The sequence below is a fragment of the Desulfofalx alkaliphila DSM 12257 genome (genome assembly GCF_000711975.1).
In the GTDB taxonomy this organism is placed as follows: domain Bacteria; phylum Bacillota; class Desulfotomaculia; order Desulfotomaculales; family Desulfohalotomaculaceae; genus Desulfofalx; species Desulfofalx alkaliphila.
On the sequence record NZ_JONT01000007.1, the window covers coordinates 96,865 to 116,565 of the forward strand.

Annotated in this window: 24 protein-coding genes; all 24 read right to left on the reverse strand. The window is 47.8% G+C overall.

All coding sequences use genetic code 11. The features are described from left to right. Window positions 1-2: 2 nt before the first annotated feature. Window positions 3-461 (reverse strand): arginine repressor, encoded by a 459-nt coding sequence (gene argR, locus BR02_RS0105080; RefSeq protein WP_031514839.1) that lies wholly within the window; start codon window positions 459-461, stop codon window positions 3-5. Then, window positions 462-1,031 carry a tRNA 5-(aminomethyl)-2-thiouridylate-methyltransferase MnmM gene (gene mnmM, locus BR02_RS0105085; protein WP_031514841.1) on the reverse strand — a complete coding sequence of 190 codons (570 nt, stop codon included), beginning with the start codon at window positions 1,029-1,031 and terminating at the stop codon, window positions 462-464. Continuing rightward, window positions 1,024-1,890, reverse strand: coding sequence for an NAD(+)/NADH kinase (locus tag BR02_RS0105090; RefSeq protein ID WP_031514843.1), 867 nt, complete (start codon window positions 1,888-1,890; stop codon window positions 1,024-1,026). The genes mnmM and BR02_RS0105090 overlap by 8 nt, the downstream gene beginning before the upstream one ends. Next, a complete protein-coding gene (locus BR02_RS0105095) occupies window positions 1,887-2,411 on the reverse strand; it encodes a hypothetical protein (protein ID WP_031514845.1) in 525 nt (174 codons plus the stop codon). The genes BR02_RS0105090 and BR02_RS0105095 overlap by 4 nt, the downstream gene beginning before the upstream one ends. Beyond that, a complete protein-coding gene (locus BR02_RS0105100; RefSeq protein ID WP_031514847.1) occupies window positions 2,408-3,220 on the reverse strand; it encodes a TlyA family RNA methyltransferase in 813 nt (270 codons plus the stop codon). The genes BR02_RS0105095 and BR02_RS0105100 overlap by 4 nt, the downstream gene beginning before the upstream one ends. A gap of 25 nt (window positions 3,221-3,245) precedes the next feature. Continuing rightward, window positions 3,246-5,141, reverse strand: coding sequence for a 1-deoxy-D-xylulose-5-phosphate synthase (dxs, locus tag BR02_RS0105105; protein ID WP_031514849.1), 1,896 nt, complete (start codon window positions 5,139-5,141; stop codon window positions 3,246-3,248). Between the two features lie 24 nt (window positions 5,142-5,165). After that, on the reverse strand, window positions 5,166-5,747 hold the full coding sequence (locus BR02_RS0105110; protein ID WP_031514851.1) for a hypothetical protein: 582 nt from the start codon (window positions 5,745-5,747) through the stop codon (window positions 5,166-5,168). Window positions 5,748-6,593: 846 nt separating this feature from the next. Next, a complete protein-coding gene (locus tag BR02_RS0105115) occupies window positions 6,594-7,478 on the reverse strand; it encodes a polyprenyl synthetase family protein (protein ID WP_031514852.1) in 885 nt (294 codons plus the stop codon). After that, window positions 7,479-7,727 carry an exodeoxyribonuclease VII small subunit gene (gene xseB / locus BR02_RS0105120; RefSeq protein ID WP_031514854.1) on the reverse strand — a complete coding sequence of 83 codons (249 nt, stop codon included), beginning with the start codon at window positions 7,725-7,727 and terminating at the stop codon, window positions 7,479-7,481. A 29-nt stretch (window positions 7,728-7,756) separates the two neighbouring features. Beyond that, window positions 7,757-8,389, reverse strand: a complete 633-nt coding sequence (locus tag BR02_RS0105125; protein ID WP_031514859.1) for a cyclodeaminase/cyclohydrolase family protein — start codon at window positions 8,387-8,389, stop codon at window positions 7,757-7,759. A 15-nt stretch (window positions 8,390-8,404) separates the two neighbouring features. Then, entirely contained in the window at window positions 8,405-9,259 is an 855-nt protein-coding gene (locus BR02_RS0105130; protein ID WP_031514861.1) for a bifunctional 5,10-methylenetetrahydrofolate dehydrogenase/5,10-methenyltetrahydrofolate cyclohydrolase, read from the reverse strand. Window positions 9,260-9,278: 19 nt separating this feature from the next. Next, window positions 9,279-10,478 (reverse strand): exodeoxyribonuclease VII large subunit, encoded by a 1,200-nt coding sequence (gene xseA / locus BR02_RS0105135; protein WP_031514863.1) that lies wholly within the window; start codon window positions 10,476-10,478, stop codon window positions 9,279-9,281. Window positions 10,479-10,569: 91 nt separating this feature from the next. Further along, entirely contained in the window at window positions 10,570-11,004 is a 435-nt protein-coding gene (gene nusB, locus BR02_RS0105140; protein ID WP_031514865.1) for a transcription antitermination factor NusB, read from the reverse strand. 60 nt (window positions 11,005-11,064) lie between these two features. After that, the gene (locus BR02_RS0105145) at window positions 11,065-11,286 is read right to left on the reverse strand and encodes a DUF2273 domain-containing protein (RefSeq protein WP_031514867.1); all 222 of its coding nucleotides are present in this window, start codon (window positions 11,284-11,286) and stop codon (window positions 11,065-11,067) included. 17 nt (window positions 11,287-11,303) lie between these two features. Beyond that, window positions 11,304-11,840: an alkaline shock response membrane anchor protein AmaP gene (gene amaP, locus BR02_RS0105150; protein ID WP_031514869.1), complete on the reverse strand. Its 537-nt coding sequence runs from the start codon at window positions 11,838-11,840 to the stop codon at window positions 11,304-11,306. Between the two features lie 67 nt (window positions 11,841-11,907). After that, the gene (locus BR02_RS0105155; protein WP_034638879.1) at window positions 11,908-12,318 is read right to left on the reverse strand and encodes an Asp23/Gls24 family envelope stress response protein; all 411 of its coding nucleotides are present in this window, start codon (window positions 12,316-12,318) and stop codon (window positions 11,908-11,910) included. An 81-nt stretch (window positions 12,319-12,399) separates the two neighbouring features. Continuing rightward, a complete protein-coding gene (gene accC, locus BR02_RS0105160; protein WP_031514873.1) occupies window positions 12,400-13,764 on the reverse strand; it encodes an acetyl-CoA carboxylase biotin carboxylase subunit in 1,365 nt (454 codons plus the stop codon). Window positions 13,765-13,777: 13 nt separating this feature from the next. After that, window positions 13,778-15,709: an acetyl-CoA carboxylase biotin carboxyl carrier protein gene (gene accB, locus BR02_RS0105165; RefSeq protein ID WP_031514875.1), complete on the reverse strand. Its 1,932-nt coding sequence runs from the start codon at window positions 15,707-15,709 to the stop codon at window positions 13,778-13,780. 190 nt (window positions 15,710-15,899) lie between these two features. Continuing rightward, on the reverse strand, window positions 15,900-16,547 hold the full coding sequence (locus BR02_RS0105170) for a SpoIIIAH-like family protein (protein WP_051688138.1): 648 nt from the start codon (window positions 16,545-16,547) through the stop codon (window positions 15,900-15,902). 81 nt (window positions 16,548-16,628) lie between these two features. Next, window positions 16,629-17,240: a hypothetical protein gene (locus BR02_RS14345; protein WP_034638881.1), complete on the reverse strand. Its 612-nt coding sequence runs from the start codon at window positions 17,238-17,240 to the stop codon at window positions 16,629-16,631. 37 nt (window positions 17,241-17,277) lie between these two features. Next, on the reverse strand, window positions 17,278-17,886 hold the full coding sequence (gene spoIIIAF / locus BR02_RS0105180) for a stage III sporulation protein AF (protein ID WP_031514881.1): 609 nt from the start codon (window positions 17,884-17,886) through the stop codon (window positions 17,278-17,280). Window positions 17,887-17,899: 13 nt separating this feature from the next. After that, on the reverse strand, window positions 17,900-19,072 hold the full coding sequence (gene spoIIIAE, locus BR02_RS0105185; RefSeq protein ID WP_031514883.1) for a stage III sporulation protein AE: 1,173 nt from the start codon (window positions 19,070-19,072) through the stop codon (window positions 17,900-17,902). A 9-nt stretch (window positions 19,073-19,081) separates the two neighbouring features. Next, on the reverse strand, window positions 19,082-19,471 hold the full coding sequence (spoIIIAD, locus tag BR02_RS0105190; protein WP_031514885.1) for a stage III sporulation protein AD: 390 nt from the start codon (window positions 19,469-19,471) through the stop codon (window positions 19,082-19,084). A gap of 20 nt (window positions 19,472-19,491) precedes the next feature. Continuing rightward, complete coding sequence (gene spoIIIAC, locus BR02_RS0105195) at window positions 19,492-19,692, reverse strand: stage III sporulation protein AC (protein ID WP_031514887.1); 201 nt, start codon at window positions 19,690-19,692, stop codon at window positions 19,492-19,494. Window positions 19,693-19,701: the final 9 nt, after the last annotated feature.

Sequence of the window (19,701 nt, forward strand, 5' to 3'; positions counted from 1 at the left end):
TATCACCCCTTGAATAACTCGTTAAACTTGCTCACCACCATGCCAGTAGCTTTTTTAGGTTTCACCACTATCAAAATATTGTCATCGCCACCTATGGTGCCAATAATCTCCGGCCAGTTGGCATTGTCTATGGCAGAAGCAACCCCCATTGCTTCACCTGTCATGGTTTTGATTATAATGATGTTTTCACTATAATCGATGTTGGTAACAGAGGTTTTAAACAGGCGTTTTAGACGTTCATCATTGCGGAGTACAACAGGCTCATTGGGCAATGCATAGCGCGGCGAACTGTTTTCAGTGGGAATTTTTATCAAGCCCAACTCTTTTATATCCCTGGATATAGTGGCTTGGGTGACATTAAAACCCTCTTCTTTTAACCGGCGTACCAATTCCGCTTGGGTTTCAATGGGCTGGTTTTGAATAATTTCTTGTATTTTTAATTGACGCCTGGCCTTGGTCAATTAACCCACCCTTTCTATTAAAAATATTACCGGTGCAGTGGGCGGACGATTAGCAAAACTGATGGTCACTGCCCAGTAGGCATGGGAATCCAGTGAACTGACCACCTGCTCAATGGCATTCAATTCGTCCGCGCCACCCCGATGACCTGTATAAACTACCAGTGATATTTTGCCACCAACTTTAAGCATTTTAATGGCACTGTTCAAGGCTGACACAGTATTCTCCGGCTCAGTAATGATCTTGTGGTCTCCCCCCGGCAGATAACCCAAGTTAAACATTACTGCATCCACCGGTTCTTTCACATGCTCCTCCATATTTTGGTGACCGCTGTGAACCAGATTAACAACATCCAACAGGTGATGCTCTTCCAGCAGTTGTGCCGTTTTGTCCAAAGCCTCCTGTTGAATATCAAAGGCAAATACCCTTCCGGACCTGCCCACAGTTCGGGCTAAAAACAAGGTATCGTTACCGTTTCCGGCGGTGGCATCCACTGCCAATCCACCACTGGGCAGGGACTGGCCTATAAATTGCTGTGCTATATCCACCGCCCGTTTTTGCCCTTTAAACATGACTGCTGTTCCACTCCTCCAGCTTCTTTCTTAGTATTTCATAAAAATTATGATTCTCCGTTCTAATAAATTTGGCATTATAAGGAGCTTGCCGTACCTGCACCACATCAAAGGATTCTAAATCAAATCTACATTGTCCATCCACCGTAAGTACAATTTCTCCCCGGTTGGTTTCTGCCATCACACTGATTGTATAGTCCGGTGATATGACCAGGGGCCTTGCTGACAGTGTGTGTGGGCAAATGGGGGTTACCACCATCAGGTCAAGGTCCGGACCCACAATGGGTCCCCCGGCAGACAAGGAGTAGGCAGTGGAGCCGGTGGAGCTTGCCACTATAACCCCGTCTGCGGGATAGCTGTTCATATGCTCACCGTTTACATGTAGTTCCAACCATATCAGCCTGGCAAATGCACCCTTAGAAATAACGGCGTCATTTAAGCCCGTCAGCGTTTTTAGCAGCTTGTCCTTTCGGTACACCCGGGCTTCGATCATCATCCGTTCTTCCACTGTGTAGTTACCTGCTATCAATTTTTCTAAACCCGGCAACAAATCGGGTATGTCTACCTCGGTTAAAAAGCCCAATCTCCCGGCATTTACACCATAAATTGGTGTGCCTGCGGGGGCTGCCGCCCGGGCACAGTTTAATATGGTGCCGTCGCCGCCCCATACCATCAAACAGTCACACATTCCGGCCAGTTGGCTTAGGGGGTAGTAGTTTTTATTTATATTAAGTATTTCGGCACATTCATCAGTTATCAGCACCCTAATGTTTTTGCCTTGGAGCCAATGGTAGATTTTTTCAACCACCGGCGCAACCTTGTGTTTCTCTTTATTTAAAACAAGACCGATGGTTTTCAAAAAATAACGCCTCCCTTAATCAGTAACAGCACCACCAGTACACCTGCCCCAAAGGCAATGGCGTGGGAAATGTAACTGTCGGCCCTTTTGGGCAGTTTGATTTGAAACTGCACTGTATGTATTTTTTTATTTTCCATATCCAATAAGAGTACCCCATTGGTACGATATATCAAATAGTATTCCAGCAGCTGCCTTCTTATTTCAGCAGAGGTGGGCCTTTCCACCTGCTTCCCGGTTTTTACTTCAACCACATAAGTATAACCGCCTTTTTTGACAATAAAATCGGCCTTTACGTGGTTTTTATAGTCACGGTTGTCCACCTTTGTTAATATTGGCACCCGTTGTTGAGCGGATACAATGGTATAGCCCTGGTCTTCTAGGTAGTTTTGGGCAGCCCTCTCCGCCCGGCGGGCAGTTTTAGACTGTCGTTTTAATTTATAAGAACGCACTAACTTGGTTAAATAGTAAACGAAAAGGGCACCAAAAACAATGCCCAATATAAGAATATCAGTGGACGTCATTTGGCTAGCCCCTTATGTGCATTTTCAACCACCTTATTTACCGGTACCGGTTTTTGTGGGCACCCAGGGGAGGCACCCTTGGTGAAATAAAGCAAGTACTCAATATTGCCCTCCGGCCCTTTGATTGGTGAATAGTCCAGTCCCTGGGGCTGAAAACCCAACTGCTCAACAACTTTTAGCACTTGGTTAATCACTTCAATATGAACTTGGGGATCACGAACTACCCCTTTTTTGCCCACCTTTTCCGGGCCGGCCTCAAATTGGGGCTTGATCAGCACCACAGCCCCCGCATCATCGGCGGTGAGCTCAGCCACCTTGGGCAATACCTTGGATAAAGATATAAATGAAACATCCACCGTAGCAAAGTCAGGCAGCTGTTCCAGCCTTTCGGCCTCCAAATGGCGGATATTGGTTCTTTCAAGCACCACCACACGCTCATGCTGACGCAGTGACCAGGCCAATTGCCCATACCCCACATCCACAGCATATACCATTGAAGCTCCCTTTTGCAGGGCACAATCGGTAAAACCCCCGGTAGAGGCACCTATATCGAGCACAATTTTACCGGAAAGGTCTATATTAAAGACTGCCAGCGCCTTTTCCAGTTTCAGTCCACCCCTGCTTACATAGGGCAGAGGTGTACCCTTTATTTCAATTTTGCATTGGCCGGTAACCTGGTGTCCCGGCTTGTCTACCCTCTTGCCGTCCACAAAAACCAAGCCCGCCATCACTGCTGAGCGGGCTTTTTCCCGGCTGGAAAACTGGCCACGGGATACCAGCAATGTATCTAACCTTTGCTTGCCGGACATAAAATCCTCCAATATATTTTTAGTGTTACTCATGGGCAAGAATTAATTTTGGTCTTCTGCCCATCATGTTCAGTGATTGGTTTACCAAATTATCAACTGTCAGCCCATACTTCTCATGCATGATAGAAGGACGGGCATGTTCCACAAACTCATCGGGAATTCCTAATCTTTTTACTTTAATGTCATGAACTCCCCTTTGCTCCAATAATTCCAGTATGGAGCTGCCAAGGCCACCGGCCAACACATGTTCTTCTATGGTTATCAACCGCCTGGTTTGAGTAACATGGTGCATAATACATTCTTCATCCAGGGGCTTAATAAAACGCACATTAATTACAGTGGCTTGTACCCCAAGTTTGCCCAACTCCCGGGAGGCTTGCTCCGCCACAGCAACCATGTTGGACACGGCAATCAAGGTAATATCTTTACCCTGACGCAGCACTTCGCACCGGCCCACCGGCAATACCATTGGGTCCGGGTCCATTTGGCAGCCGACACCGGCACCCCGGGGGTATCGAATGGCACAGGGAGCCTCGTGTTCTATGGCTGTCTTTATCATATGCTGCAGCTCATTTTCATCCTTGGGGGCCATGATAGTAAGATTGGGTATAGATCTTAAAAAAGCGATGTCAAAAACGCCCTGGTGGGTTGCCCCGTCGTCCCCCACTATCCCCGCCCTATCAATGGCAAATACCACCGGCAGGTTTTGTAAACAAACATCGTGCATCACCTGGTCGTAAGCCCGCTGCATAAAAGTGGAGTATATGGCCACCACCGGTTTATAGCCCCTGTTAGCCATACCTGCCGCCATGGTCACCGCATGCTGCTCGGCAATACCCACATCAAAAAAACGCTGGGGGTAAAGGTGGCTAAATTGTGATAATCCCGTTCCGCTGGCCATGGCAGCGGTAATTGCCAGTATGTTGTCATTTTCGGCAGCCAGTTTTACCAATGTATCACTGAAAACAGAGGTATAGGTGGGGGCACCGTTCTTTTTAATTACCTCCCCCGACACCCTGTCAAAGGGCCCTACACCGTGAAATTTATCCGGATTTTGCTCCGCAGGCAAATAACCCTTCCCCTTTGTGGTGACCACATGCACCAGCACCGGCCCACCAACACCTTTGGCCTGCTTAAGCACATCGGTTATATCTTCTATGTTATGGCCGTCAATGGGACCTAAATATGTAAAACCTAATTCCTCAAAGAGCATGCCCGGTACTACCAGGTGCTTCAAGCTGTCCTTCATCCGCTCTGCCAGCTTTAACACCTGTTTACCAATGGGCAGTTTGTTCAATAAATTTTCAATTTCTTCCTTGCCCTTGGAGTACATGGGGTCGGTACGGATACGGCTCAAGTAGCGGGATAAGCCTCCCACATTTTCCCCAATACTCATTTCATTATCATTTAAAATAACTATTAAGTCTTTTTTTAAATCCCCGGCATGGTTCAAGGCCTCAAAGGCCATACCTCCGGTCATTGCACCGTCGCCAATTACCGCCACCACCGAATATTTTTCACCCTGTAAATCCCTGGCCACCGCCATACCCAGGGCAGCGGATATGGAAGTGCTGCTATGCCCGGTGCCAAAGGCATCGTGAATACTCTCGCTGCAGCGGGGAAAGCCGGCGATACCCTGATGCTGGCGCAAGGTGTGGAATTGATCTTTGCGCCCGGTAAGGATTTTATGCACATAACACTGGTGCCCCACATCATAGATAATTCTATCCCGTTCACTGTCAAAAACACGGTGAATGGCAAGGGTCAGCTCCACCACCCCTAGGTTGGGTGCCAAGTGACCGCCGGTCTTTGAAACGGTTTCTATTATTAACCGGCGCAGTTCATCAGCCAAGAGCTGTAATTTTTTATTATCCAAATTGCGCACATCCTGAGGTAATGATACGTTGTCTATTATCGTCACCGTTATTTAACCACCTTTTGTTCGCTATTCCTTAGGTCGCCGTCTCTTGCGATAAGGATCACGCCCTATACTTTTTTCGACCCGGGCTATGTTTTTTCCTACAAAAAAAACTATTGTATTTGCATTCCTTAAGGCAAATTTTTTGCCCAGTGCCTTACCCGATATGGTTAAAGATGCCACACTGGCCGTTACCAATACATTTAGTATAAATATATCCCAATGGGGGTTTTCCATAATTATTTGTGCCACTATGGATATACCCAGGGCACCTGATACAGTGCCGGCAATGTCACCCACCACATCCAGGGAAATATTAGCAACCCTGTCTGCATTTCTGAGCAGCATCACACTCTGCTGCGCTCCCAGCACCCGTTTGGCTGCCATGGCGTGAAAGGGTGTTTCATTGGCTGCGGTAACTGCGGTACCAAAAATATCAAAGGATATACCAATTAAAATCATCATTAACAAAATCAAAAATGCCGTGGCACTGCTCAGCCCCCGCACCAGCAATTCAGAGACAACAGAAAAAAACACAGCCAGGGAAAATGCACCGATTCCCACCAGTACAATATACGACCCAGATACACTGGATTTATTATTTCCCAAACAATTCCACTCCATCCATATATACCAATATAGGGCTGCTTTTTAAAGCAGCCCATGGGTATAGATTAAAATATATATACGTTGTACTAAAGTGACAGCTTACCGAGTAAATGTTGCGGCTTAGGTCTAGCAGGTTTTCCCAAAAGACCACCGACTGTCGCCATATCGGCGGTTTCCCATTAAGGTCTTTTCCGGACCGTTACCGGTTCCGGGGCTAGATTACCACTTAGTCCGCACTGTAATCCCCGGCAAGCCCTGGGTGACCCAGACAGCCTAGGAGTTTTCCTCAACAGAATTACCCTTTCCTAGCCTCTTTTGCAATAAAGGTTTCATCCCTGCTTTACACAGACCGGGCCCGGACCGTGTAAAGCACTTACCGGAGTTCGCCATTACCACTCAAGGCAGGCTACACTGCACGCAGCTTCCTTCCACGTGCAGGTTTTCTCCAAGCCATAGTTCGCCGTTGCCTAACGGTTCCCCACAAACTTGGGCCTCCACGGAAACAGGGTCAAGATCCACATGCCATTGTGGGTTGCCCTATAACCTTAACTCCCAGTACCAGCCCCCAACTGGGCGTCAGAAGCCAGCACCAGGAACTTCATCGATGTGCCCGTTGACGGATTTTTAGGCCCGCCTTCAGAAAGGAAATCCTGACTAGGATACTGCATCACTTTAGCAACGCCTATGTTTTCATGCCTAAAAAATTATAGCATAAATAATTTATACTGACAAAGTCAAAATGAGACCGCTTTAGGCCTGGTTTGAAGTTGTATTGCCATAGTTTATATTATAAGTAACTGACTCTTTTTCGCAGTCGCCCGCAAATGATTTTGTTTCGTTTTGCATTTAATGATCACGATGAACAATAAACTTTAATGTATGGCGTAAAAAATCCACTTCCGGGCCAAAGGATTCTAAAGCTGCCATGCCCTTGTGCATACATTGCCGGGCCATGTGCTTTGAGTGTTCAATGCCGTATTTGGCAGGATAGGTGGATTTATTGTTTTTTGCATCACTGCCCACCGGTTTTCCTAGTTTAGCAGCATCACCTTCCACATCTAAAATATCGTCCACAATTTGAAAGGCCAGCCCTAAATTCTCTGCATACTCAGTTAATGCCCCCAACTGTCTTTCATCAGCCCCACCTAATATGGCGCCGCAGCGCACCGCCGCCCGAAATAAGGCGCCCGTTTTGTGCCGATGAATGTATTCCATGGTGCCTTCATCAACAAGACTGTTGGCCGACTGGATATCCACCACCTGGCCGCCAATTAAGCCCTGGGAACCGGCAGCATGGGCCAGCTCTTTAATGGCAAGTACCACCGCTTCAGCCGATGAGGTGGCGGCATTTTGGGCCATCAATTGAAAGGCCAGGGTCAACATGGCATCGCCGGCTAAAATAGCAATGGCCTCACCAAAAACCTTGTGGTTAGTGGCCTTTCCCCGGCGCATATCATCGTTATCCATGGCAGGCAAATCATCGTGTACCAGTGAATAGGTGTGTATTAGTTCCAAGGCACAGGCCGCCGGCAATACCCGTTGGGGCTGGCAGCCCACCGCCTCTGCAGCACCAAGAACAAGGGCAGGTCGAAGACGTTTCCCGCCGGACAAAAGGCTGTATCTCATGGCCCGATGTATCACCTCAGGATACTCAGCCTCTGCCGGTATAAACTGAACCATTGCATCTTCAACCATTTTTGCACGCATTCTAAGCTGCCTTGAAAAATCCATTTACCCTTCCCCCTTGGCCTGCTGTAGTTCTTTTAGCATAAGTTCACCCTTGTCATCGGCCAAAAGCACCCTAATGTGCTCTTCCGCATTATCCAGTTTATGGTTACACACCTTAACCAGTTCTATACCTTCGGCATATAATGCCAATGACTCTTCCAGCGGTAATTGACCGTCTTCCAGTTGTTTAACTACCACTTCCAGCCTGGCCAATGCTTCCTCAAAAGTCAGCTCTTTTTGTTTTTCTTGCACAAATAAACCTCCTAAAAAGTAAACCACAACTAAATCATGCGCCGGTTCATAAACTCTAAAGTTTTTTCCTTCAAATGGGCTGCCTGGTCACTCAGGCGGGCCTTTTCTGCCTTAAATTGCTCAACAAAGGCCCTGTCTTCTATGCCACCAATGTTACTTTCTGCGGTAATCAGCGCCGACTGCACAGCTGCTTCCGCCAGGTGGGCCGCCACGCCGGTGTCACTGACAGCCAATTTAGTACCTATTTCCGCAAGCCGGCAGGCCAAAGAAAGCACTTCCACCCCCGCTGCAGCAATGGCCAGGGGTGTGCCGGTGGCGTTTATTAGGGCCCCTTGCATTCTTTCTTTGCGGTATTTTTGCTGTTCTTCATTTTCCTTAGGCAGCCGCAACACTTCCATGAAGGCATCAAAGTGGGCCATGTCATCTAAGGCCAACCTTTTCAGTTTTTCCATCAAGCGGTTGCCCTTATCTATCAGTTGTTTAACTTCCTCTTCAACCTGGCGGTATTTTTGTTTGCCCACAGTGAGCCTGCCCACCATTTGCACCAGGGCAGCAGCCTGGGCCCCGCAAAGGGCAGCCACACTGCCCCCACCCGGGGTAGGGGCGTCCGATGCTGTAACATTAAGAAAATCCCTTACACTTTTATCGAAAATATCAGACATGGTTGTTGTCACTCCTTATTGGACAAAGGCCTGTTGCATGGTGATGCCTTTTAATAGGTTCTTTAACATCATCACAGTGGTTATACTGCCCACACCGCCGGGTACGGGGGTGATGGCCGAGGCAATTTCCTTTACATTTTCAAAATCCACATCACCGCAAATTTTCCCGTCTACCTGGCTTATACCGGCATCAACCACCACGGCTCCCGGCTTCACCATATCCCCGGTAATTAATCCCGGTTTTCCCACTGCACTGAATATTACATCAGCCCTCTTGGTGTGATAAGCCAAATCGGGGGTTTTAGAGTGACAAACGGTGATGGTGGCATTTTGGGCCAGCGCCAGATACATTAGAGACTTACCCACGGTTTCTCCCCGGCCAACCACCACAGCGTGTTTACCCTCGATGCCAATGCCATAGCGTTGCAGTATCTCTAAACAGGACAGCGGTGTAGCAGGATAGATACAATCGCCGCCGCTGAGGATATACCCCCGGTTAATGGGGTGCACGCCATCCACATCCTTGGCCGGCAAAATGCTGTCAATCACCTGCTGTTTATCAATATGTTCAGGAAGTGGCAAAAGCAATAATATGCCATGTACTTTTTTGTTTTGGTTTAACTTGTCCACCACCGACAACAAATAATCTTCCTCAGCATCCTTAGGCAATTGCTCCAGATGAAATTTTACATTAACATCGGCAGCTACCTTTTGTAAAAAGTTTGCATAGGCCACAGACGCAGCATCATCACCCATTAGCACCACTGCTAAACAGGGATTAATGCCCCGTTGCTGCCATTGTTCTACTTCAATTTTTAACTCTTCTTTTATTTTTATGGCTACTTCTTTACCATCCAATATTTTTGCCATCTTGACCATCCCCTCTTACTTAAACTTCGCGACTCTTTACAGTACAGGTAAGCTTACCCCGATGTAATTGAACTTCAACCCTGCTACCAAGCTCCACCTGGGCAGCATCTCTAATCAGCCGGCCGGTGGGTGAGGTACATAAACTATAGCCTCTGGATAAGGTGTCCAAGGGGCTTAAGCTTTGCAGTGAGGCAGCCAAAGACGCCAGCTCACCGCCCTTTTTGGAAAGCAAAAGTTCAATGCCATGCTGCAATTCCTTATTCAATAGGTCCAAATGCTGCCGCCTGCTGTCCACCAATACACGCTGGGGCATATTAAGGGCCCTGGCTTCTTCTACCCTCTGCAGCCAAAGGCGGGCCCTGGCAAGATACTGTTTTATGGCCCTATGGGCACGGTTCTGCAGTATTTCAATATAGTCTTTAACACTATTTAGGTCCGGCACAGCCATCTCTGCCGCCTGGGAAGGTGTGGCCGCCCGGACATCGGCGACAAAATCACAAATGGTAACATCAGTTTCATGGCCCACCGCCGAAATAACCGGCACCTGGGAACCGGCCACCGCCCGGGCCACCACCTCTGTATTAAAAGCCCATAACTCTTCCAGCGAACCCCCGCCGCGGCCCACAATGATTAGGTCGGCCTTTCCCCAACGGTTAATTTCCTCTATGCCCCGGGAAATATCTTGGGGGGCATGCTCCCCCTGCACCGTCACAGGAACTATTACCAGCTTGGCCGGCGGCCACCGGTGCGATATTATTTTAATCATATCCCTCACCGCCGCACCGCCGGGGGATGTAACAAGGCCTATAATTTTAGGAAACTTGGGAAGCTGCCTTTTCCTGGCTGCATCAAAAAGCCCCTCCCCTTGCAGCCTGGCTTTTAATTGTTCAAAGGCAATGTACAGGGCGCCCAAGCCGTCGGGTTCCATCTCTTCTGCATATAACTGATAACAACCATCCCGTTCGTAAACCGATACATACCCGCGCACCATGACAGACATGCCGTTTTCCGGAAAAAAGGGCAGCCTATAGGCCCTGGAACGAAACATTACCACACCTATACGGGTATGATCATCCTTTAAGGTAAAGTAGAGGTGCCCGGAACTGTGCCTTTTAAAATTTGATATTTCACCCTTCACCCAAAGATTATTCAGCAAATAATCGCCGTCAAATTTTTCCTTTACGTACCGGGTTAGTTGGGTAACAGACAAAACCTTCATTAAAAAATACCTCTGCAATATTAGTTTTCTTAAATAAAGGGCTCAATTCATTGAGCCCTAAAGCAAACCCTAAGCTATTATAATAAAAATACTATGTACCGACAGGGGGTTGTACCCGGCGAAACTTTTCCGGTGACGCCACCACCCTACCTAATATACCGTTGATAAACCGTCCGCCTTCCTCCCCACTATATATTTTTGCTAACTCCACCGCTTCATTTACCGAAACTGCCGGCGGTATTTCTTCCCGGTGGTATATTTCATAAAGGGCCAAACGCATAATGTTTCGATCCACATAAGATAGGCGTTCAAAATTCCAGCCCCTGGATAATTGCTTGATAATTGCATCTAACTCCGGCAGCTTTTGTATGGTACCTTGAATTAGCTCTTTACTAAAGTCCTTAGCCCTAGGCGATATGGCAAATTCATCGGTCACATGATTAAAAGCCTCTTCAAATTCAATTTTTCCTAAATCCATGGCAAAAAGAACCTGTACAGCCGTTTCACGGGCCTGTCTCCTGCTCAAAATAATTCCCCCTGAAAAGAAACGGTACTTAATTATATCTTACCCATATGGGTGTTATATTTATCGGTCTTTAAATAAACGGTCAAAAATTTGGGCTATATCCTCTCGCTCATCAATGCGCTTTCCTATAAAAAAGCCTGCCCCTATGCAAAAGGCCACAAAAAGGGCTTTAAAAAAGCCGTATTTGATGGCAAACCAACCAAAGACTAGCCCCAGTAAAACCCCCAATGCCTTACCCCGGTGGTATTCTAATATTTCTTGTAATAAATACTTAAAATTCATCATAACACCTCTTTACACTACTCCACCCGGGGCTTGTTGGTGGAGATATTTTCTACCATTACTTTGACATTATGCACCGATATTCCTGTTATTTCTAGAAGATAATCCTTTATTCGCTGCTGAATTTGCTTGGAAGTTTCCGGTATATTTATGTCCGGAGCCACCGTTACTTTAACAAAGACACTGACTCCGTCTTTAACGGTGTTTATCCTTGGTTTTACCTCCCGCACTCCGTCTATCTGAAAAGCAGCCTTTTTTACCAACCCTTCAATGGCAGGAATGGTAATGCGCAATTGTCCTAAGGTAAACTCGTGTACCACCGCCCGCTTTTCCCGGCTTCCCACCAAGCTAACGTAAAACAATCTTAGGCTTACCAACAAAAGCACACCGATAATTAACCATAATATTATATTATCCCCAGCACCATAGGGGGCATACAGCATAGCATCCAAGGGTTGCAGCCACCAACCGGTGAAAGCGGTCACCGCCAGCAGCAGCAGTATGATGATAGCTAAGGTGTATAATCCCAGTAAAACCCTATCGAGAAAACCCATACCATACCTCCTGAATAAAAAATAATAAAACCAAAACCCGCGGCTTAAGCCCCGGGTTTCCATGTACTTAGCGAACTCTGGCGTTTTCCTCCCCTTTTTCATCGGGAAAAACCACACCGCGGATATGGATGTTTACCTCTACCACCTTTAGACCGGTCATACCCTCAATAGCATGCTTAACATTTGTCTGAATACTGGCTGCCACCTCCGGGATGCGCACACCAAATTCAACAATTACATGCAGATCTACCGCAGCTTCACGCTCACCGACTTCAACCTTTACACCTTTGGACAGGTTTTTGCGGCCTAGCATTTCAGCAATGCCGCCGCCAATTCCGCCACTCATACCTGCAACGCCGGGAATTTCAGTGGCGGCCAATCCCGCTATAATGCCCACCACGTCGTCAGCCACCCGGATAGAACCCAAGGCGTTTTGCTGATCGTGAACATAGATATCTTTAGTACTATTGTTTTGCACCGCGACACCTCCAGAAAATAGTTTGCCGGTTAAACAAGACACAAGTAATTAAGTACAAGTAATTATACCAAACTATACCAACTACCGCAACATTAGATCTTCTTCAGGCAGAATGCGCCGTTGGATAAAGTTGGTATATACTTCGCCCCGACGATAGAAGGCATTGCCCAAAATTCGCTGCTGAAAAGCGGCTGTTGTGGGCACCCCTTCAATGACCATTTCCTTCAGTGCCCTTTCCATACGGCCAATTGCCTCTTGGCGGTCATTGCCCCACACTATCAGTTTACCTATCATGGAGTCATAAAAGGGCGGTACTTGGTAGCCCGGATAAACGGCGCTGTCCATACGTACCCAGGGCCCACCGGGCGGCAGATAGGTGGTAATGGTGCCTGGGGTGGGCATAAAGTTATTAGCAGCATCCTCTGCGTTGATGCGGCATTCTATTGCCCAACCGCGAATTTTAATATCGCTTTGCTTATATCCCAGGGACTCACCGGCAGCAATGCGTATCTGTTCCTTTATTAAATCAATACCTGTAACCATTTCCGTTACCGGGTGTTCCACCTGGATACGGGTATTCATTTCAATAAAATAGAAGTTGTTGTGTTTGTCCAGCAAAAACTCAACGGTGCCCGCATTATAATAATTTACCGCCTGGGCCGCCTTCACTGCCATCTCACCCATCTTTTTGCGCAGTGACGGTGTCAAAGCCACAGATGGTGCTTCTTCTAATAACTTTTGATTGCGGCGCTGAATGGAGCAATCCCTCTCACCCAGGTTAACAATGTTGCCATATTTATCCCCAAGTATTTGAAACTCAATATGGCGGGGCTGCTCAACATATTTTTCAAGATAAACAGCATCATCGCCAAAGGCAGCCTGGGCTTCGTTTTGGGCCGCTGCAATAGACTTAACTAAGTCTTCGCGGTTATGGGCCACCCGCATTCCCCGGCCACCGCCGCCTGCAGAGGCCTTAATAAGTACCGGGTAGCCGATTTGTTCACCTATTTCCACCGCATGATCCATATCCCGCACTACGCCCTCTGAACCGGGCACCACCGGCACCCCGGCCTCTATCATTGTTTGGCGGGCCAGTGCCTTGTTGCCCATCCTTTCGATGGCGTCCGCCGATGGACCAATGAAAGTTATACCGCAGTTCTCACATATATCGGCGAAGTTAGCATTTTCTGATAAAAAACCAAAACCGGGGTGAATGGCCTCTGCACCTGACAGCTCAGACACACTGATAATGTTAGCTATATTTAAGTAGCTCTTTGCTGAAGGCGCCGGGCCGATACAGTAGGCCTCATCGGCAATACGAACCGGTAAACTGTCGGCATCGGCTTCGGAATATACCATAACCGTTCTAATGCCCATTTCCCGGCAGGCCCGAAGTATTCTTAATGCAATTTCTCCACGGTTAGCTATTAATATTTTCTTAAACATGCTTACTCCTTACTTACCCTTTTCTGATTAAAAACATCGGTTGTCCGTATTCCACCGGTTGACCGTTTTCCACCAAAATATCTACTATCTCACCGGCAAACTCTGCCTCTATCTCATTCATTAACTTCATTGCTTCCACAATACACAAGGTTTGCCCCACTTCCACCCTTTGGCCCAATTCCACAAAGGGTTCTGCATCCGGTGCCGATGCCCGATAAAAAGTTCCCACCATGGGCGCAGTAACTGTTTCAATATCCTCGCCCTCCGCTACGGGTTTTTGTGGGGGTGTGGGAGAAGGAGCAGGAGCCGCTGCCGGCGTAGCTTCCACTGCCTTTGGTTTTTCCACCGCCGGTGAGTCAGTTATCTCCGGAGCTGTTACCACTGCACCGGGGCCGTTTCCCTTTTTAATGGACACCTTCATGCCGTCACTTTCCAATGATATTTCATTTATATCTGTTTCGTTTAGAATTTCAATTAACTCTTTTAATTCTTTTAGATTCACTTTGCCAGCCTCCTCGAAGCCTTTGGTTTTTCCATCGCTTTTATCTTTTTTGTTATTACTTTGCTTAATTCTTTCTATTTCCGCCTTATACCTGGTTCCCAGCTCTCCCCGTGCCCTGGCCTGGAAGAATCTCCTTGCTATTTGCGGAAAGAGGGCATAGGAAATGACATCTTCTTCTGATTTTGCCAAGTCCTTTATTTCTTCCCGTAGTTTATCCAGTTTGGGTTCTAACAAGTCTGCCGGGCGGCAGGTAATCATCTCTTTGTCTCCCAGCACCTTTCTGGATATGGCCGGGTCTATGGGTGCAGGGGGCTCACCGTATAAGCCCTCAACGTAAGCCCTCACTTCACCGGGTATTAATTTATAACGCTGGCCAGTTAGCACATTAAGTACCGCCTGGGTACCGACAATTTGACTGGTGGGTGTAACCAGCGGCGGGAAACCTAACTCCTCCCTCACCCGCGGAATCTCTTGCAGTACTTCATCCAACCGATGGGAAGCCTTTTGTTCTTGCAGCTGACTTACCAGGTTGGTAATCATTCCACCGGGTACCTGGTGCTCAAAAACCCGCATATCATTAATTCTTGTTACACCGCGTTCATAGCCTAATTTTTTACGCAATTTTTCAAAGTACTCAGCCACTTCAAATAAGGAACTCAGCGACAGTCCGGTGTCAAAGGGTGTAGCCTTTAAAGCCCGCACCACTGTTTCCACCGGTGGCTGCGAAGCGCCAAATGCCAAAGGTACAGATGCCGTGTCAACAACATCAACACCGGCCTCAATGGCCTTTAGGTAGGCACCCACTGCCATGCCGCCAATGTAGTGACAATGCAGCTGCATGGGCAGGTTAATTTTATCTTTAAACAGCTTTACCAGCTCATATGCACGGTATGGGGCCAACAGCCCGGCCATGTCTTTAATACAAATTGAATCTGCACCCATCTCGGCCAGCTGCTCAGCGGTTTGCAGGTAGTGTTCCACCGTGTGCACCGGGCTAAGGGTATAGGATACCGTGGCCTGGGCATGACCGCCGGCCGCTTTAGTGGCTCTAATGGCTGTTTCCATATTCCGCACGTCGTTTAAGGCATCAAATATCCTAATGATATCAATGCCGTTTTCCACTGCCTTGTGTACAAATGCCTCTACAACATCATCTGGGTAGTGATTATAACCCACCACAGATTGGCCCCGCAGCAACATTTGTAGCGGGGTGTTTTTGGCTACTTTTTTTATGGCACGAAGCCTTTCCCATGGATCTTCATATAAATAGCGCAGGCAAACATCAAAGGTGGCACCGCCCCATACTTCCAAAGAATGATATCCCATTTGATCCAATTTTTCAACTATTGGCAGCATTTCTTCAGTGGGCATCCTGGTGGCCCATAAACTCTGGTGTCCGTCTCGCAGCGTTGTATCTGTAATCCCTACTCGGTGATGTTGCATAATTGTTACCCCCTGACATCACAACACAAAAACTCAGGTTTATAACTTGTTCACCTGAGCTATGTGGTTATAGTTGCGCATTTAAGTACACAACTATTATATTATAACCCTTATTAAATAGAAACAGTTGCCCGTTAAGTATACATAATGCTTTTTTGTTACTAATTGCACAATTCGCCGGCACTGTGAGTTAAAATTTGGGAATAATCACCACATGGGACATGTTAATACCGGTGTTGCGGGATACCAATTCTGCCACTTGGGCTGTCTGGTCTGTGGTCAACTTTTCAGTTTTTACCACCACCGTTACCGCATTGGTGGGGTCTTCCTGTATGAGCACCACTGCATCGTCAAAGCCTTTGGCGCGAATTAAGTTTTCTATCTCCATTTCTTTGCCGAGGTTTTGGCTAATGGTATATAGCTGCTCCTGGGCCTTTTTGCGGGTTTCGCTGTCTGAATTGGGATTATTAATGATTTCCCGCAGCCATTCCACCTGCTGGCCCCTGGTGCGCTCCCTTTCAATGCGGTATTCCACAAAAAAACCTTCGCTTTGCCTTGTTTTCTCTGTGGATTGCGCCAGGCGTGTGGGTTCAGTGACTAAATCCGGCACATCTGTTACCGGCGCTTCCTCGTCTACAAATTCAGGTGCCCCTATTTCAATTGTTTGTCCAGAGTAATCTGCCCCGGCGGTGGCATCTGCGGTGGGTGAATTATTTCCCAAACCCCCATAACCTATCACCACCAAGGCAAGCCCAACCAGGACCAAAGTCACCGACATCACATTTTTTCGGTTAAGCAAAATTATTTTCACCTCTTTAACCTCTTTCTTTTTTACCATACCGCCCCCCATTAACAAACCGGCTGGGTGCGATCACCCGCCCTGTGAAAACCAAGGGACAGGCCTTTGTTTTTTCTTTTCTCACTTAGACTTGGCCAGCACTAAAATTTTTTGGGGTTCTACCCCCAGCCCCACCTGTGCCGCCCTAAATAGCTGGGCTTTTATTGCCGGGTCACCGGCACCCTCGGCCACCACCAAGACGCCCGAAATATTGGAGGCCCTTTCCTGCTGCAGTACCGGTATTTCTGTGCCGTTTCCGCTGCGAATGAGCACCAATTGCCCGGAGTCGTTATCTTCGGTTAAAACCCTGGTTCCACCGGCCTGATCCTGTTCCTGAGTGGTCTTAGTGCTGGTGGTGGTATTGACGGCATATTCAGCCCGGGAAGAACTCACCAGGCGAACTGTAACCTCCACCCTGCCTGCTCCCTCAACCATTTCCAACATGGTGCGCAGTTTATCAGCCAGATACTTTTCTTCGTTCACCATGCTGGGCTGAGTGGAGGCAGCATTGATATACTCAACGTCTTCCTCCTGATAGCTGATCCGGGCCTGTTCCGGCGGTTCTTGACGGCCGGTTGACTGATTATCAAAGGGATTACCTCCTACCAAGAGGAACAAGCCAAAGGTGATGGCCAGCAGCAAAGCCCACAGCCTTAACTTGTCCTTCTCTCCTTTAAAAAAATCCTTAAACAAAACCTTGATACCTCCTTACCGCCCGGTTCTAAAGCGGTTACTCTACATATATTATCTGCACCTTATCTTGGGGCAGGTTATAAAAATTAGATACCGTTGAAGCCAAGCTCTCCATTGCCTGCTCCACCTCCGGCGATAGCTTTGAAGATATTTCTTCCTGTTGGGTTCCCACCGTTATTTCCACCGGCTCTATCTTTGTTTCACCGGGGTCTGCCTCTTTATCTGTCACCCTTAACCGGATTAATTGCAAGTGGCCGTATTTCTCCCCCTCTTCCGTGTTTACTTCAACGGCGGCATCCAGCACGGTCACCTGCCGGTTAAGGCGGGCCAGGGCCAGCACCTGTTTTGCTATCCCCTGGCGATAGTCCTCCAGGGCTTGATTGTGATATGCCTCTGACAACCGCTCTGCGTCAGCTTGTACTTGTTCTAAGGACATGGCCGGCACCGGCACTATTTCAGGTACATGTAAATTGAAATCGACACTTGTAAACTTAAATAACAACTGCAATACTGCAATTACCACCAAGAGCCCCATCACCATCTTCACATAGCTTTGCATTCCGCCGGAGGGCAGCAGCATTTCTAAAAAAACCGCCAGCATCACAATTATTACCAGGCCCTGCACCAATTGGCGCAGTTCTTCCACTGCCTATCACCCCCTACCTAATCATCACCGTCAGGTTACCCATTGCCACCACTATGGTGATGGCAAAGAAAAATAATATGCCCACCGTTGCCACCGCACCAAAGATGGTGATTAAGCTGTTGCCCAATGATGATAAGCAATCGGCCATTTGCCCGTCTCCTATGGGCTGAACCAGCGCCCCCGCCAGGCGGAAAACAAAGGCAATGGCAAAAATTTTAATTAGCGGCAGCACTGTAATCAGGATTATCATCACCACTCCGGCAATGCCCACCGCATTTTTCATCAGCAGCGCTGAGCCGATAACAGCCTCCAAGGCATCAGACAGCATACCTCCCACAACCGGCACAAAGGCATCGGTGGTATATTTGGCTGTGCGCAGGGCCACCCCGTCGCTGATGGCTCCCGCCACACCCTGTACAGCCAGTACCCCCAAAAACACGGTGGAACACAGGCCCAAGACAGCCATACCCACAGTCTTTAATAAATCAGCCATCCTCGACACATTAAACTTGGTGGATACCCCATTTAAAATGGTGAGTACGGCGGCAAAAAATATTAAGGGCAGTACAATGTTTTTAATAATGGTACCAATGACCGTTATGGAACCGATAATTAAAGGGCTAAACATGGCCGACGATGCAATGCCGCCCATGGCTGCCAGCAGCATCAAGAGCAAGGGCAGCAGTGCCTGCATAAAGGCCACCATGTTATCCACCGCATCCCGACCGATATTCACCGCCAGGGTAAAAGCACCCACCGCCATGGTAACCAACACCAGGTAGCAAATAAAATAAGCCAGCTTTCCGGTGGTGGCCTTTTCAAAGGCGCCCATTAGGTTTTGCAGCACAGCGGTGATTATGGCCAGCATTACCAGCTTGGCCAGCAGTGACAGATTGACCAACACCTCGTTAAAAATAAATTTTAAAATACCGTTAACAATATCACTGACATTCCATTTCATTTCCCCCCTGGCCATGTCAACCACCATTTGACGAAAATCCAGATGCGGTACTGCCTGCTGTATTTCCTCGTCCAGTTGCTGCACCACCTCTTCCACCGCCCGGAGGTCCAACTTGCTTATGCCATCCAGGGGATCACCCGGGTTGTCCCGCTGGGTTGCCCCCGCAGGCAGGGCAAAGACAGTAATAAAAACAAGCACACAGAACAAGAATAATTTTTTGACCATAAATCTCACCTACGCGGGCATTATTTTCAGCAAGGCCTGTAAAACCGCCACTATGATGGGTACCGCCATTACCAGCACCAATATTTTGGCTGCAAACTCAACCTTGGCCGCCAGGGTGCCCTCGCCGGCATCGCGACATATTTGAGCACCAAAATCTGCAATGTATGCAATGCCGACAATTTTCAAAATAGTGCCCAGGTAGGCCATGCTGACATTGGCTTGGGATGCAAGGTCCTTTAACACTTGAAAAACCGAAGCGATATGGCCCAATACCAAAAAGAAAATAATTAAACCGGCAGTTAAGCTCAGCAGCACGCCAATTTCACTTTTGCCAAACCTTACAATGCCGGCCAATATGGTTGCCACCAAGGCTATTCCGACAATCTGCATAATTTCCATATGAATCCACCCTCAAGCGGTTAAAATAAACTGAACACCGACTTAACCTCTGTAAAAAAGGCACCTAAAAACTCAACCACCCAAAACAAAATTGCCACCACTCCGCCCACCGTCACCCAGTTGGCATATTCTTCCTTGCCGGCATGTTTTAACACCGCATGCAAGGCCGCCACTATAATGCCGACGCCGGCAATTCGAAAAATAATATCAATACCACCCACTCTGTTACC

Bases quoted from the DNA above. Each gene is read 5' to 3' on its own strand.
- mnmM (WP_031514841.1), bottom strand. From the start codon at position 1,031: ATGTTTAAAGGGCAAAAACGGGCGGTGGATATAGCACAGCAATTTATA.
- BR02_RS0105095 (WP_031514845.1), bottom strand. From the start codon at position 2,411: ATGACGTCCACTGATATTCTTATATTGGGCATTGTTTTTGGTGCCCTT.
- BR02_RS0105100 (WP_031514847.1), bottom strand. From the start codon at position 3,220: ATGTCCGGCAAGCAAAGGTTAGATACATTGCTGGTATCCCGTGGCCAG.
- BR02_RS0105115 (WP_031514852.1), bottom strand. From the start codon at position 7,478: ATGGATTTTTCAAGGCAGCTTAGAATGCGTGCAAAAATGGTTGAAGAT.
- BR02_RS0105125 (WP_031514859.1), bottom strand. From the start codon at position 8,389: ATGTCTGATATTTTCGATAAAAGTGTAAGGGATTTTCTTAATGTTACA.
- BR02_RS0105130 (WP_031514861.1), bottom strand. From the start codon at position 9,259: ATGGCAAAAATATTGGATGGTAAAGAAGTAGCCATAAAAATAAAAGAA.
- xseA (WP_031514863.1), bottom strand. From the start codon at position 10,478: ATGAAGGTTTTGTCTGTTACCCAACTAACCCGGTACGTAAAGGAAAAA.
- BR02_RS0105145 (WP_031514867.1), bottom strand. From the start codon at position 11,286: ATGAATTTTAAGTATTTATTACAAGAAATATTAGAATACCACCGGGGT.
- amaP (WP_031514869.1), bottom strand. From the start codon at position 11,840: ATGGGTTTTCTCGATAGGGTTTTACTGGGATTATACACCTTAGCTATC.
- accC (WP_031514873.1), bottom strand. From the start codon at position 13,764: ATGTTTAAGAAAATATTAATAGCTAACCGTGGAGAAATTGCATTAAGA.
- accB (WP_031514875.1), bottom strand. From the start codon at position 15,709: ATGCAACATCACCGAGTAGGGATTACAGATACAACGCTGCGAGACGGA.
- BR02_RS0105170 (WP_051688138.1), bottom strand. From the start codon at position 16,547: ATGGTAAAAAAGAAAGAGGTTAAAGAGGTGAAAATAATTTTGCTTAAC.
- spoIIIAE (WP_031514883.1), bottom strand. From the start codon at position 19,072: ATGGTCAAAAAATTATTCTTGTTCTGTGTGCTTGTTTTTATTACTGTC.
- spoIIIAD (WP_031514885.1), bottom strand. From the start codon at position 19,471: ATGGAAATTATGCAGATTGTCGGAATAGCCTTGGTGGCAACCATATTG.